Origin of the sequence: Martinezella lusitana, from assembly GCF_014207095.1 — a bacterium.
Taxonomy (GTDB): domain Bacteria; phylum Pseudomonadota; class Alphaproteobacteria; order Rhizobiales; family Rhizobiaceae; genus Rhizobium; species Rhizobium lusitanum_B.
On the sequence record NZ_JACHBG010000001.1, the window covers coordinates 168,905 to 183,489 of the forward strand.

Here is a 14,585-nt window from a genome sequence, read left to right on the forward strand (position 1 = left end):
TTGGTGACTTTTGTCGCCGGGCTTGCTAAGTCCGCCCGGACCATTTCTGCCTCAACGCAAAGACAGCTCCCATGCCCGATCTCCTTCTCGAACTCCGCTCCGAGGAAATTCCCGCCCGCATGCAGCGCAAGGCTGCCGGTGACCTGAAGAAGCTGGTGACCGATGCCCTGGTCGAAGCGGGTCTTTCCTATGAGGGGGCGAGGGAATATTGGACGCCGCGGCGCCTCACGCTCGACATTCGCGGCCTGACCGCGCGCTCGGCCGATGTGCGCGAAGAGCGCAAGGGTCCGCGCACCGATGCCAACGAGAAGGCGATCGAAGGCTTTTTGCGTGGCGCAGGCCTTTCTTCGATTTCAGAAGCTCAGGTGCAGAGCGACCCGAAGAAGGGCGATTTCTACGTTGCTGTGATTTCAAAGCCCGGTCGCGCCGCAGAGGAGATCGTTGCGGCCGTGATGCCCGACATCATAAGAAACTTCCCCTGGGCGAAATCCATGCGCTGGGGCAAGGCATCGGTAAAGCCCGGCTCGCTGCGCTGGGTGCGCCCGCTGCAGTCCATCGTCTGCACCTTCGGCACCGAGCATGAAGAGACCGTCGTCATCCCCTTCGAGATCGACGGTGTCGTTGCTTCCAACGTGACCTATGGCCATCGCTTCCATGCGCCAGGCCCGATTACGGTCAAGCGTTTCGAGGATTATGCCGCGGGCCTGGAAAAGGCTTACGTCGTTCTGGATGCGGAGCGCCGCAAGGACATTATCCTGCATGATGCCCGCGACGTCGCTTTTGCCAATGGCCTGGAACTCGTCGAAGACGATGGCTTGCTGGAAGAAGTATCCGGCCTCGTCGAGTGGCCGCAGGTGCTGATGGGCTCCTTCGAGGAAGACTATCTGTCGATCCCGTCCGAGATCATCCGCCTGACTATCAAGACCAATCAGAAGTGTTTCGTCACTCGTCCGCAGGCCGGCGAGACGCTGTCCAACCGCTTCATTCTCGTCGCCAATATCCAGGCGACGGATGGCGGCAAGGAAATCATCCACGGCAACGGCAAGGTCGTGCGCGCCCGTCTGTCCGACGCGCTGCACTTCTGGAAGCGTGACCAGGGCGATCTGCCCGATCTCGAAACGCTGGAAGCCTCGGCTAAAAAGTTCGGCCTCGATCTAAAGAAGCCGCTCGATCAGCGCATGGCCAAGCTCGACGCGCTTAATGTCACTTTCCATGCCAAGCTCGGCAGCCAGGGCGAGCGCGTTGCCCGCATCCGTGCGCTGGCGGCTGACCTCGCCAAGATCACCGGCGCCGATGCCGCTCTGGTCGATCGCGCCGTTGTGCTGGCCAAGGCTGATCTGCGCACCGAAGCTGTCGGCGAGTTCCCCGAATTGCAGGGCGTCATGGGCCGCAAATACGCCTCGCTGCAGGGCGAGAACGCTTCCGTTGCGACGGCGGTTGAAGATCACTACAAGCCGCAAGGCCCGTCCGACCGCGTCCCCGAGGACAAGGTCGCGATCACGGTCGCGCTCGCCGACAAGCTGGATACGCTCGTCGGGTTCTGGGCGATCGACGAAAAGCCGACAGGCTCGAAGGACCCCTACGCGTTGCGCCGTGCCGCGCTTGGCGTCGTCCGCATCCTTCTGGAGCGCGGGGTGCGCCTGCCGCTGCTCGCAACCACCAAGGATGCCGACCTGCTCGCTTTCTTCCATGATCGTCTCAAGGTTTATCTCCGCGATCTTGGCGCCCGCCACGACCTGATCGACGCCGTGCTGACGCCGGAAACTGACGATGTGCTGATGGTCGCCCGTCGCGTCGAGGCGCTGACCGCCTTCATCACCTCCGAGGATGGTAAGAACCTGCTCGCCGGCACCAAGCGCGCCACCCAGCTGCTGGCCGCCGAGGAGAAGAAGGGCACCGTCGTTGCCGATGGCGTTTCGGAGGCCCTGCTGAAGCTCGATGCGGAGAAGGATCTCTTCGCGGCCGTCAAGGCCGCCTCCGCAGAAGCCTCCGATGCGATCGCCAAGGAAGATTTCCGCTCAGCCATGGCGGCCCTTTCCAAGCTGCGCGCGCCGGTCGATCGCTTCGCCGCGGACGTGTTCGTCAACGACGAAGACGCCGCCATCCGCGCCAATCGCCTGGCTCTGCTGCGCCTGATCCGCGAAGCAACCGGCACTGTTGCCGACTTCTCAAAGATTGCGGGATAAGACATGGGGGCGCGATGACCGGAAAGATCCTCGTCAGCGCCTGCCTTATGGGCCACGCCGTCCGTTATGACGGCCGTTCCAAGCCGCTTGTACATCCGGCGATCGATCGCTGGCGCGAGGAGGGGCTGTTGGTGACGATCTGTCCGGAAATGTCCGCGGGGATGGCCGTACCGAGGCCACCGGCCGAGATTGCAGGCGGCGCGACCGGCGAGGATGTGCTTGCCGGCACGGCAAAGGTCATGGAGATCACCGGCGGCGATGTCACGGCGGAGTTTCGTCGGGCAGCGGAAAATGCGCTGGCGCTCGCACAGGAAACGGGCTGTCGCTATGCCCTCCTGATCGACGGCAGCCCGTCCTGTGGCTCCGGCTTCATCTATGATGGCTCATTCTCCGGCGGCCGGCAGAATGGCATGGGCGTCACAGCGGCATTGCTCAGGCAGGCCGGCATCGAAGTCTATTCCGATCGCGAGATCGACCGCCTGGTCGAGCGGCTGAAAATCGCAGACTAAAGCAGCCAATCGCAGCTTAAAAGAAAACCGCCGGACGCGAGCCCGGCGGTTTCGGTTTTCTGCCCTACGCTGATTAGGCGGCGCGGCGATGATCCATGGCCGAGCGGCCTTCGGCAACACGGAAGCCACGGATGAGGGCGAGAAGATCTTCCGTATCGGCGGCGAGCGTCTCGGCCGATGCGGTGGTCTCTTCGGCCATGGCGGCGTTCTGCTGCGTGGCGGCATCGAGCTGGTTCATCGAAGAGGAGATCGAGCGCAGCGTCGTGTCCTGCTCGGAGGCGCTGTGGGCGATCTTCGAGACGATCTCGTTGGCGGCCTTGATCTGGTCGGAGATGCGCTTCAGCGCTTCGCCTGCCTCGCCGACGAGACGGACACCCTGGTCGACCTGGCCGGATGAGCGGGCGATCTGGTCCTTGATCTCCTTGGCGGCTGCCGCGGAGCGCTGGGCCAGTTCACGCACTTCCTGGGCGACGACGGCAAAGCCCTTGCCGGATTCGCCGGCTCTCGCCGCCTCGACGCCGGCGTTGAGCGCCAGGAGGTTGGTCTGGAAGGCGATCTCGTCGATGACGCCGATGATCTTGCCGATCTCGTCCGAAGACTTTTCGATGCCGCTCATCGCTTCGATGGCCTGGGCGACCACCGCATCGCTGCGCGATGCTTCGGCGCTGACAGCATGAACGCGCTTGCTGGCCTCGTCTGCGCCTTCCGCCGTCTGGCGAACGGCGACGGTGAGCTCGTCGAGCGCTGCCGAGGTCTCTTCGAGGCTGGCGGCCTGGCGCTCGGTGCGCTGCGACAGCTCGTTGGAGGCACGGCGGATCTCTTCCTTGCTGAGACCGATGTCGTTGCCCTTGGCGTTGACGCGGCCCATCGCGGCTTCGAGATGTGACAGCGCCTCGTTGAAGTTGTTGCGAAGGCCGGCATAGCTGGCGCCGAGATCGCCGCAGCGCACCGTCAGGTCGCCGCGGGCAAGATCTTCGAGCGCCTTGCCGATGACTGAGACGACGCGCGCCTGTTCGCGGGCTTCGTCCTGCTGCTGGCGCAGGTTCTGCTCGCGCTCGCTGCTGATTTCGAGTTCCTGCGCTGCCTGGCGGTCGGCCAGCATATGGCGCTCACGGATCTTTTCCTGCAGCGCCTGGGTTGCCTTGGCCATCAGGCCGATTTCGTTGCGCATGTCGACGTGCGGGATTGTGATCTTCACATCTTCGTCGGCCACGGCCTTGAGGGCAGTGTGGACATCGGCGAGCGGCCGGGTGATGCCGCGGATGCAATAGAGAGCCGCACTGATTCCGATGACGAAAACAAGGCCGCAGATCAGCAGGGCACGCCACATCGTCGCGTTAATCTGTTCCTGCAGATCGTCCATGTAGACGCCGCAGCCCAGCACGATCTGCCAGGGATCGAAAGCGGCCGAATAACTGCCCTTCAGGAAGAAGTCGCTATTGGGATGGCCAGGCTTGTTCCAGTAATAGATCGTGCGGCCGCCGCCCTTGATGGCCTTTTCGACCATTTCCTTGCTGAAATGGGTGCCGTTCTTGTCGACCTGCGAGGACATGTCCTTGCCGATATTGACCGGGCTCGGGTGAATGCGCTGGACGACATTGTAGTCGAAGCCGAAGAAATAGCCCGACGGCGCGAAACTGACATGCGACAATACCTTGAAGGCCTCGGCCTGAGCCGCCTCATGTGTCATCTCGCCGGATTTTTCACGCTGATAATATTGGTTCATAACGGAAATGCCGGATTCGACCTGCGTGCGCAGCATGTCGAAGCGATCATCATAGATGGAATCGGCCTGAGACCGAATCTGGAAATAGGTGGCCACCGCGAAGGCGGCCATCAGGACGCCGAGCAGGGCAAATAGTTGATGTGCAATCTTGAGATTCTTCAATGGTGCCTCCACAGGTAATTAAATACCGGTGCGGTATCCTACCGCCTGTGCGAGCGCCTGAGAGAGCCCCAATACGTTTGCCGCTGCTTGAATGACATGCTGCTGTCCGGTGACAGTAAAATCGCTATTTATGTCTAAAAAATCTTTAATTGCAGGGGCATGGTTGTGCCGATCCCCAGATGAAACCAAGGATATGCTCTCACAAGCAGCAGTAATATCTGCTCTGAGTTGCAGTTAACGGCAATTCTTACTGGATTGCTGAATCTTTTATTCTGATTATTCGAATATTCTTAAATAAAGAATCGAATATCGCTCGCGCCATAACTGATCCGGCGCCGGAAGTGCCGGCGTCACAGGGGAATAAGCTTCATTTCTATTGGCGAAGCTCAAAGGTGGAGATATCAAGGCGCGCGGGAACGGTCGCCGCCGCTACTGGCTGCAGAGCCGCGGTTTTTGCGGCCAGGTCGATACCATCGGGAGATGTGTCGGCCGCGGCCAATGCCTCCGGGGTAGGCTTGCTGACGAACATAACTGGAGAGCCACCCATCCAAGCTTCGGTGCGCACCACCTTCTTCTCACCGTCGATCGTGCGGATGGCGACCGATTGCGTGCCCGGTGCCAGCGTCGGAACGGTATATTCCTTTTCCCTCTCCTGCGGCTTGAGGGCAGGGCAGTCGGCACAGCTCTTCGCGACGATGCTGCTCTTGCCGCTGCGCATCGTGCCTTCGACAGACTGGATGGACGAGGCCATGGCGGAACTGCCGGCCAGCACGCATGCCAAGGTCAGGAAGAGGATACGCATCGCAAACAGCTCCATCTAGGTTGATGGCGACATTAGCGAAGCTTTGTTTCCATACCGTCAGGAGATTAGGTAAAGATTTAATGGATCGCCGCCCGCGGCATCGACCCTTTTGTTTACGCTTCGCGCTCGACGGCGCGCCAGCCGATGTCGCTGCGGCAAAAGCCGTTTTCCCATTTAACCTCTCCGGCAAGGGCATAGGCGCGCTTCTGCGCTTCGCCAACGGTCTTGCCGGTCGCGGTCACGTTGAGAACGCGGCCGCCGGTCGCGACCAGCGTGCCGTCCTTCAAGGCTGTTCCTGCATGAAACACCTTGGCGCCCTCGCTGTCCTCAGGCAATGCGGTAATCGGTGTGTTCTTCGCATAGGAGCCGGGATAGCCTTTGGAGGCCATGACCACGGTCAGCGCCGGGTCATCGCTCCACTCGGCCCCCACCTGGTCCAGAGTACCGTTGGCGCAGGCAAAGAGCAGGGGCAATAGATCGCTCTTCAGCCGCATCATCAGCACCTGGCATTCCGGATCGCCGAAGCGGACATTGTATTCGATGAGTTCCGGACCCTTGGCGGTGATCATCAACCCTGCAAAGAAGACGCCCGAGAAGGGATGGCCGCTTTCCGCCATGCCGCGCATAGTCGGCTCGATGATCTCCTTCATCGTGCGCTCGACCATTTCAGCGGTCATGACCGGGGCCGGGGAATAGGCGCCCATGCCGCCCGTGTTCGGACCGGTATCGCCGTCGCCGACACGCTTGTGGTCCTGGGCGGTGGCGAGCGCCAGCGCATGTTTGCCGTCGCAGAGGCAGAAGAAGCTTGCTTCTTCGCCATCCAGAAAGGCTTCGATGACGACTTCCGCGCCGGCCTCGCCGAATGCGCCTTCGAAGCAGTCGTCGATCGCGGCAAGCGCTTCATCGACCGTCATCGCGACTGTGACGCCCTTGCCGGCAGCAAGCCCATCGGCCTTGACGACGATCGGCGCGCCCTGCGCACGAACATAGGCCTTCGCCTTCGGTGCATTGTTGAAGCGCTGATAGGCGCCCGTCGGGATGTCGTAACGGGCGCAGATATCCTTGGTGAAGCCTTTGGAGCCTTCGAGCTGCGCGGCAGCGGCAGACGGTCCGAATACGGCGATATCGGCGGCACGCAGCTTGTCGGCGATGCCGGCGACCAAGGGCGCTTCCGGCCCGACGACCACGAAGTCGATCGCCTTTTCCTTGCAGAAGGCGACGACGGCATCATGATTGTCGACGTCAAGAGCAACAAGCGTTGCATGGTCGGCAATGCCCGGATTGCCCGGCGCGGCGTAGAATTCCGTCATGAGAGGCGATTGCGCCAGTTTCCAGGCCAGTGCGTGCTCGCGTCCGCCCGATCCGATCAACAGAACTCTCATGGCTTGCCCTTTCATTGTATCCCTTTGCGCGGTTAAGCGGGCTTAGGCCAAAGGTCAAGCGTCAAATCCTGTGGAGGTTTGGCGACCAACATTGCCACGCCTTTTTCTATCGCTAAAGCGGGATATGGTTTGGACGCGAGATCGCCTCTTCCCTGGGGGATCAGCGCGTCTCGCGTCGAAAACTGTTTCTTATGCCAGCGGGATCGTGCTTATGGTCCCCCTCACGATTGTCCAGTTCAGAGAGTCACATGGCCGCCGATATTCGTTCCCTTGCCGCAACCATCGCCGCCGAGATCAACGCTCGCCCGGATCAGGCTAAATCCGCCATCGAGCTTCTCGATGAAGGCGCGACCGTGCCGTTCATCGCCCGCTACCGCAAGGAAGTGACTGGTGGCCTCGATGACACGCAGCTTCGCACGCTGGCCGAGCGGCTCGTTTACCTGCGCGAGCTGGAAGCACGTCGTGCGGCCATCATCGAATCCATCACCGGTCAGGGCAAGATGACCGACGAGCTGATGCGCAAGGTCGCCACCGTCGCCACCAAGGCCGAGTTGGAAGATCTCTATCTGCCTTATAAGCCGAAGCGCCGCACCCGCGCCGAGATTGCCAGGGAGCGCGGCCTCGGCCCGCTTGCTGACACCATCCTCGCTGACCGTTCGAAAGAGCCCGCCGCTCTCGCCGAGGGCTTCATCACGGCCGAAGTGACCGACGTGAAGACTGCGCTGGAAGGCGCACGCGACATCATCGCCGAAGGCATTGCCGAAAACGCAGAGCTCCTCGGCAAGCTGCGCGGCCATATGAAAACGAACGCCACCTTGAAGGCCGTCGTCGTCGACGGCAAGCAGGAGGCTGGCGCCAAGTTTTCTGATTACTTCGCCCATCAGGAGCGCTGGGCAACGGCGCCTGGCCACCGGGCACTCGCCATGCTGCGCGGATGGAACGAAGAGGTCCTGACGCTCACGATCGACGTCGATGTGGACGCCGTCTCGCCGAACAAGCCGGTCGAGCGGATGATCGCCACCACCTACGAGATCGGCCCGAACCGGCCCGGCGATCGCTGGCTGATGGACGTCGCAAGCTGGACATGGCGCGTGAAGCTCTCCATGTCGCTGTCGCTCGATCTGATGCGTGAGCTGCGGGAGCGCGCCGAAGAAGAGGCGATCCATGTTTTCGCCCGCAATCTGAAGGATCTGCTGCTGGCTGCCCCGGCCGGCTCGCGCGCCACCATGGGTCTCGACCCGGGCATCCGCACCGGCGTCAAGGTGGCTGTCGTCGACGGCACCGGCAAGCTTCTCGAAACGACGACCGTCTACCCGTTCCCGCCGAAAAACGACGTGCGCGGTACGCAGGCGACTTTGGCGGCCCTTGTCCGCAAGCACAAGGTTGAGCTGATCTCCATCGGCAACGGCACCGGCAGCCGCGAGACGGAAAAGCTGGTGGCCGATATGCTAGCCGAATTGCCGGCGCCCAAGCCGACGAAGGTCATCGTCTCGGAGGCGGGGGCCTCCGTCTATTCCGCCTCGGAAACGGCAGCACTCGAGTTCCCCGGCCTGGATGTCTCGCTGCGTGGCGCCGTCTCCATCGCCCGCCGCCTGCAGGATCCGCTGGCTGAGCTGGTGAAGATCGAGCCGAAGTCGATCGGCGTCGGCCAGTATCAACACGACGTGGATCAGCAGAAGCTGTCCCGCTCGCTGGATGCGGTTGTCGAAGATGCGGTGAACGCCGTCGGTGTCGATCTGAACACGGCCTCGGCGCCGCTGCTGGCCCGCGTCTCGGGCCTTGGCCCGTCGATCGCCGAGGCGATCGTCAAGCATCGCGACGGCGAAGGCGCATTCGAAACCCGCCGTGATCTGTTGAAGGTCGCCCGCCTCGGTCAGCGCACCTTCGAACAATGCGCCGGCTTCCTGCGCATCCCCAATGGCAAGGAGCCGCTGGATGCTTCCTCCGTGCATCCTGAAGCCTATGGCGTTGCCAAGAAGATCGTTGCCGCCTGCGGTCGCGACCTGCGCACGCTGATGGGCGATACGGCGACGCTGAAGGCCGTCGATATCAGGCAGTTCATCGATGACAAGTTCGGCCTGCCGACCGTGCGCGACATTATCGCTGAACTGGAAAAGCCCGGCCGCGACCCACGCCCGAGCTTCAAGACCGCGACCTTCGCCGAAGGCGTGAACGAGATCAGCGACCTCAAGCTCGGCATGCTGCTGGAGGGCACGGTCACCAACGTCGCCGCCTTCGGCGCCTTCGTCGATATTGGCGTCCATCAGGACGGTTTGGTGCATGTCTCGCAACTGGCCGACCGCTTCGTGAAGGATCCGCACGAGGTGGTCAAAGCCGGCGATGTGGTGAAGGTACGCGTGGTCGAAGTGGACGTGAAGCGGAAGCGAATCGCTCTCTCCATGCGCAAAGATGGCGGCACTGTGGCGGCCCCTTCCGGGCGTGAGTCGCGCGAGCAAGGTGGTGCTCGCAACGCTGGCGTTAGGAACAATAGCCGTCCAAAGACCGAGGAACGAGGTAGTTTTGGTGCGGCCCTGGCTGACGCACTTAAACGAAAATAAGGACTTAGCGAGAGTTTATGCAAGAATGTCACACTCTGGCAGAGTTGTTGCCAGAGTGCCAGCGTGTGCGAAAAGCTGATCTTGCCACTCGGCTGTGAGACGCTAAAGTTGCCTTAATGTCATGTCATAACATTCGAGGCGTCCATGGCGTCGGCACTTTTTTCTCTCGTTAAGAAACTCATCCGTAAAGGCTCCCTCAAGCTCACGCTCGCATCGGGCGAGACGCACATGATCGGTGACGGCTCCGGCGAAACCATCGTCGCGCGCATCGCAGATCAGCAGGCGGAAGACGCGATTGCTCGCGATCCCACGCTGAAGCTCGGCGAAATGTACATGGAGGGGCGCTTCATTCTGGAGCAGGGGGATATCTATGAATTCCTCTCTCTGGTGAAGCAGAACACCACCAACGAAATCTTCGACTTCCGCATGGCGGCGCTACTGCTCGGCCGCATCGTCTTGCAGCAGATCAAGAGCCGTTCGCCGATCAACCGCAACAAATACAATGTTGCGCATCACTACGACCTGTCGGCCAAGCTCTTCGATCTCTTCCTCGATGAGGATTGGCAGTATTCCTGTGCCTATTTCAACCCGCCCGGCATCAGCCTCTACGAAGCGCAGGTGGCCAAGAAGCGCCACATCGCCGCCAAGCTCCTGGTCGAGCCTGGTCAGAAGGTGCTGGAGATCGGCTCGGGTTGGGGCGGCATGGCCATGTATCTCGCCGAAGCCTATCCGGGCCTCGACGTGACCGGCATCACACTCAGCGAAGAGCAACTGAAAGTATCGCGCGAGCGGGCGGCCAAGCGCGGCCTCTCTGACCGTGTCCGCTTCGAGCTGCAGGACTATCGCTATCTGACCGGCAAGAAGTTCGACCGCATCGTTTCCGTCGGCATGTTCGAACATGTCGGTATTGGCGACTACGGCAAGTTCTTCAACAAGATTGCGGAGCTGCTCGACGACAACGGCGTAATGCTGCTGCACTTCATCACGCGGCCGAAGCCGAGCTACGCCACCAACGCCTTCATCGAGAAGTATATTTTCCCGGGCGGCTACATCCCGTCCATCGGAGAAACCACGCCGCCGCTCGAAAAGGCCGGGCTGCTGACCAGGGACATCGAAACCCTGCCGATGCACTACGCTTATACGCTGAGGCACTGGCGCAACAACTTCGTCGCGCGCAAGGCCGATGCCGTCGCGCTCTACGACGAGAAGTTCTTCCGCATGTGGGAGTTCTATCTGGCCGGCTCCGAAATGGGCTTCCGCTGGGATGAACTCTTCATCATGCAGATGCAGATCACCAAGAACCAATTCGCCGTACCTGATAACCGCAACTACATTGCGGAACGCGAGGCCAAGCTGAAAGAGTTCGAGGCAACGCGCGCTCCTTTGGAGAAGGTGATGTTCTAAACGCTTGCCTCCGGGCATTCGATCACGCCGGCCCCTGGACTTCCATGGGCCGGCGTTTGCATTTCAGTATTACCGTTTGCTGGGTTGGCCGACTTTCGGACTATCGTCCGACATGAACCTTGAATGTTCCGTCCTGCACCGTGCCGTCGGTATTCAATCCCGTCAGACGCAACGTGAACTGATCTGTCCCGGTGAAGCCGGCGTTTGACGTATAGTAGATGATGTTTCCCTGAACCGTCTTGCCGCTGCACAGATAGGCATTGCTGTCCTTCGGGAATTTCGAGGCCACCGGGCCATGCTCGATCTCGACCTTGCCATGGGTCGGGTCCTTGATGACGCCCGTATAGGGGAAGCCTGCGAAGGTGCAATCCTGCTTTACAAGCGAGGTGCTGGTGATTTTTGTCTTCTTGCCGGGTGCGACCCTGACGGAAAACTGACTCTGCTTGGCGCCGCTGATCGGAGCGCCGACACAGCTTGAAAGTGCCACGCCGATGCCGAGAAATAAGCCTAAGGAAATCAGGGATGTGGTCTTCATGGGTTTCTCTTTGCAGACTAGGGGCTTCGACTGATCAGATACTGCTCGCAACATCTGATCAATACCTATGATTGAATAATCCACGCCTGATTTAAATCACCGCGACAGATCGGCGCGAGTTGGTGGTTGGTGAGATTTTGCTTAAATTCGCAGCCCGTCGGTAACAGTTCGTTGTGGTTAAGAGAGCGGTAACGCGATCCGAATAGCTTGGGGCAACTCTAGGGCCGCGTGTATGGCCCTTTGTATTGCGTATCAAGGGGTTGCATCATGTTCGCGAGATCGCGTCTTTTTATCAGTTTCGGTTTACTCGTTGCTTCCGCTTCTGCGGCTGCCGCAGATGGTCAACATTTTTGGTCGGGTAACTGGTATCTAAGCGTCGGCGCAGCCGGTTTCTCGGCACCGAAATTCGAAGGCGGCAAGCACAACAGGCTGCAGTGGCAGCCGTTGATCTCGGTCGGCAGGCAAGGGCCAGGACCGCGCTTCTCGTCGCGCAACGACAACCCTTCTTTCGCTCTCATCGAAAGCGATGCCTTCCGGTTCGGTATCGTCGGCAAGTTCGTGCGCAGCCGCGACAGCAGCGATGGGCGCGAACTCATCGGCCTGAAAAAGGTGAAGTGGGGTCTGGAAGCCGGCGGTTTCGCCGAGGTTTATCCGACCGATTGGCTGCGCGCCCGTGTCGAAGTGCGCCAGGGCATTCGTGCCCATAGCGGCCTCGTCGCCGATGCCGCCGTCGATGCCTTTACCGACATTACGCCGGAACTGCGCCTATCCGGCGGCCCTCGCATGACGGTTGCCACCAACGACTATTTCAATACCTATTATGGTGTCAACGCGCGGGAGGCGGCAGCATCCGGGCTCAGCCAATATAGTCCAGGCGGCGGCGTCAAGTCCGTTGGCGTTGGCGGCGCGCTGACCTGGAAGGCCTCGGAAAACTGGACCACGAGCACGTTCGTGGAATATACCCGCCTGACCGGTCCTGCCGCCGACAGCAGCCTCGTGCGGGAGCGCGGCGACCGCAACCAGCTCCTGATCGGCATGTCGGCCAGCTACAAGTTCAACTTCACGGCCAACTGACGAATGAGCGGGGCCGCGGCCCCGTCGCCGCTTGACCTTGAGCGCCTGATATCACTACTACTCGCTCATGCAAGAGACAGGCGACATCAACGGGCGCGTCGCTGACGCGCCATCCGGAAACTGGGTGTATCGTGTGCTGCCCCCGTGGCTGTGGCCCTATGCGCAGCTGGCGCGCTGGGACAGGCCGATCGGTTGGCAGCTCTTGATGTGGCCGTGTTTCTGGTCGGTCGCGCTCGCCGCCAACGCCTCGGTCTCCATCGGGCATGGCTCGCCGGGCTTCGTGGTGATCTATTACCTCGTTCTTTACTTCGTCGGCGCTGTCGCCATGCGCGGCGCCGGCTGCACCTATAATGATCTGGTCGACCACGAGATCGATATGTCGGTGGCGCGCACGCGGTCGCGGCCGCTGCCTTCGGGCCGCGTGACGCGCCTTCAGGCCAAGGTCTTCATCGCGCTTCAGGCTCTCGTGGGCCTGCTGGTTGTGCTGCAGTTCAACTGGTTTACCGTCATTCTCGGCGTGCTGTCGCTCGGCATCGTCGCGCTTTATCCCTTCGCCAAGCGCTTTACCGACTGGCCGCAATTCTTCCTCGGCCTTGCCTTTTCCTGGGGTGCGCTGATGGGTTGGGCAGGTCTTTTCGGCAGTCTGTCATTCGCCCCGATCATCCTCTATCTGGCGTCCATCCTCTGGACGATCGGTTATGACACGATCTATGCGCATCAGGATAAGGAAGACGATGAGCTGATCGGCGTGCGCTCGACCGCCCGGCTTTTCGGCGATCAGACGCGTCTCTGGCTGGTCGGCCTTTATGGCGCCACGCTGTTCTTGATGCTGATCGCCTTTGCCTTGGCTGGTGCAAGCTGGCTGTCCTATGTCGGCCTCGTCATTGCCGGGGGCATGTTCGCCTACCAGATCGCCGTGCTCGACATCAATGACGGCGAGCAATGCCTTGCCCTGTTCAAATCCAACAACCGGGTCGGCCTGATCATTTTTGCCGGGCTCTTCCTGTCGTTTCTGCTTCTCGTTCCCTGACCGCTCGAAGGTGCAACGTGGCCTGCGACATCCGCCTGGCAGAGGAAGATGATGCGGAAGCAATCAGCCGCGTGATCGTCGCCGCCCGTCGCCAGAGCAATGCGGGTGATTATTCTCCCGCCGTCATCGACCGGGTCGCCGAAAATTTCAGTCCTGCCGCCGTGTTGAACCTTCTGGGCTCTCGAACGGTCTTCGTTGCGGTCGATGGCGCTGTCGTCCTGGACACCGCAAGCCTCGATGGCACCGTGTCTCTCCATCGGATCAAAAGCAGGGCATCGGTTTGCAGCTGATGGCGGCGATCGAGCGCAGGGCCAAAGCCAACGGCATCGCAAAGCTGACCGTTTCCTCATCGGTCACCGCCCAAGGCTTCTATGCCAGGCTTGGCTTCACGGTCCAAAGAGATAGCTATTACGGAGAGGAACGCACGATCGTCATGGAGCGAGCGCTGTTGCCGTAAAAGATCTCGGCCGCGAGGGGAAACCCCTGCGGCCGATCATCGATAATATCCGAATTGTCTTTGTAGGCTTAGCGCCTTGCGATGATCTCGCGGCCTTCGATTTTCATCTTGATGCCGAGCTTGCCGGTGGAGCGGCGTACGAGGAAGCGCGGGCGGCGGTCTGCAAAATAGGCATGACGGCGGCGCGGCTGGCTGTCCTGCGCGCGGATACCGCCGAGATGCTCTTCGAGCGGCCGGGCAACGCCATCGGCTTCGATCATCAGCATCGGAATGCGGAAGGCTTCCGACCAGGAGCGCCAGTCGGCGGCGATGTCGCTTAGGTCGTGAGCGACGAGGAGGGGAATGCAGAGGTCTGGATCGGAGTGATGCAGCTCCAGCGTAACGGTCACTTCGCCGTCGCCATGGTCGATAGCGCGGGCGGCGACACCCATGAAGGCGCGTTTCGGCAGAGCGACGGACAGTGGCAGGCCGCTGGACGGCAAGATCTTGCGCAGCACCGCGCCGCGCTCGTCGATCGTAATGGTGACGTCACCCTCGGCACCGCGCATGGCGTAGCTGACCTGTTGCGGAAAGCGCGTCGGATCAAGTCGCAGTGTGGTTCCAGCCCAATCGGGCTTCAGGACGGTATTTGTCATCGATTCTCTACCCTTGCTTTACCTGAGAGCCGGTTTCCGGTCTTCTCTCGGAGAACTTTTGTCCTCTCGTTGTTGGGCAGATTAGGCGCCGTCCCTTCCAGACAGCTTAAAAATCGAGGTTAAGA

At 60.9% G+C, this 14,585-nt stretch carries 13 protein-coding genes; 8 read left to right on the top strand and 5 right to left on the bottom strand.

Annotated elements, in window-relative coordinates:
- Positions 1-71 precede the first annotated feature (71 nt).
- Positions 72-2,186, top strand: coding sequence for a glycine--tRNA ligase subunit beta (gene glyS / locus GGD46_RS00815; RefSeq protein ID WP_184700860.1), 2,115 nt, complete (start codon positions 72-74; stop codon positions 2,184-2,186).
- A 14-nt stretch (positions 2,187-2,200) separates the two neighbouring features.
- Positions 2,201-2,695 carry a DUF523 domain-containing protein gene (locus GGD46_RS00820; RefSeq protein ID WP_184700862.1) on the top strand — a complete coding sequence of 165 codons (495 nt, stop codon included), beginning with the start codon at positions 2,201-2,203 and terminating at the stop codon, positions 2,693-2,695.
- Between the two features lie 73 nt (positions 2,696-2,768).
- Here GGD46_RS00820 and GGD46_RS00825 read toward each other — a convergent pair whose 3' ends face one another.
- From GGD46_RS00825 to purD, 3 genes are all read right to left on the bottom strand, one after another.
- Positions 2,769-4,583, bottom strand: a complete 1,815-nt coding sequence (locus GGD46_RS00825; RefSeq protein WP_184700864.1) for a methyl-accepting chemotaxis protein — start codon at positions 4,581-4,583, stop codon at positions 2,769-2,771.
- Positions 4,584-4,956: 373 nt separating this feature from the next.
- Positions 4,957-5,385 carry a plant virulence effector HPE1-like domain-containing protein gene (locus tag GGD46_RS00830; RefSeq protein ID WP_184700866.1) on the bottom strand — a complete coding sequence of 143 codons (429 nt, stop codon included), beginning with the start codon at positions 5,383-5,385 and terminating at the stop codon, positions 4,957-4,959.
- 113 nt (positions 5,386-5,498) lie between these two features.
- On the bottom strand, positions 5,499-6,767 hold the full coding sequence (gene purD, locus GGD46_RS00835) for a phosphoribosylamine--glycine ligase (protein WP_184700868.1): 1,269 nt from the start codon (positions 6,765-6,767) through the stop codon (positions 5,499-5,501).
- Between the two features lie 248 nt (positions 6,768-7,015).
- Between purD and GGD46_RS00840 the strand changes: the two genes are divergently transcribed.
- Both GGD46_RS00840 and GGD46_RS00845 read left to right on the top strand, forming a co-directional pair.
- A complete protein-coding gene (locus GGD46_RS00840; protein ID WP_184700870.1) occupies positions 7,016-9,325 on the top strand; it encodes a Tex family protein in 2,310 nt (769 codons plus the stop codon).
- Between the two features lie 144 nt (positions 9,326-9,469).
- On the top strand, positions 9,470-10,729 hold the full coding sequence (locus tag GGD46_RS00845) for an SAM-dependent methyltransferase (protein ID WP_184700872.1): 1,260 nt from the start codon (positions 9,470-9,472) through the stop codon (positions 10,727-10,729).
- A 100-nt stretch (positions 10,730-10,829) separates the two neighbouring features.
- On the opposite strand, the gene GGD46_RS00850 is transcribed toward GGD46_RS00845, so the two are convergent.
- Positions 10,830-11,264, bottom strand: coding sequence for a hypothetical protein (locus GGD46_RS00850; protein ID WP_184700874.1), 435 nt, complete (start codon positions 11,262-11,264; stop codon positions 10,830-10,832).
- Positions 11,265-11,531: 267 nt separating this feature from the next.
- On the opposite strand from GGD46_RS00850, the gene GGD46_RS00855 reads away from it, so the two are divergent.
- The 4 genes from GGD46_RS00855 (at position 11,532) to GGD46_RS33705 (ending at position 13,825) form a co-directional block, all read left to right on the top strand.
- On the top strand, positions 11,532-12,338 hold the full coding sequence (locus GGD46_RS00855) for a MipA/OmpV family protein (protein WP_184700876.1): 807 nt from the start codon (positions 11,532-11,534) through the stop codon (positions 12,336-12,338).
- Between the two features lie 67 nt (positions 12,339-12,405).
- Positions 12,406-13,368 carry a 4-hydroxybenzoate octaprenyltransferase gene (gene ubiA, locus GGD46_RS00860; protein ID WP_184700878.1) on the top strand — a complete coding sequence of 321 codons (963 nt, stop codon included), beginning with the start codon at positions 12,406-12,408 and terminating at the stop codon, positions 13,366-13,368.
- 17 nt (positions 13,369-13,385) lie between these two features.
- A complete protein-coding gene (locus tag GGD46_RS33700; protein WP_246806176.1) occupies positions 13,386-13,658 on the top strand; it encodes a hypothetical protein in 273 nt (90 codons plus the stop codon).
- Positions 13,658-13,825 (top strand): GNAT family N-acetyltransferase, encoded by a 168-nt coding sequence (locus GGD46_RS33705; protein WP_246806201.1) that lies wholly within the window; start codon positions 13,658-13,660, stop codon positions 13,823-13,825. Before GGD46_RS33700 ends, GGD46_RS33705 begins: the two co-directional genes overlap by 1 nt.
- Positions 13,826-13,893: 68 nt before the next feature.
- Here GGD46_RS33705 and GGD46_RS00870 read toward each other — a convergent pair whose 3' ends face one another.
- Complete coding sequence (locus GGD46_RS00870) at positions 13,894-14,460, bottom strand: DUF6101 family protein (RefSeq protein WP_184700880.1); 567 nt, start codon at positions 14,458-14,460, stop codon at positions 13,894-13,896.
- Between the last annotated feature and the right edge of the window lie 125 nt (positions 14,461-14,585).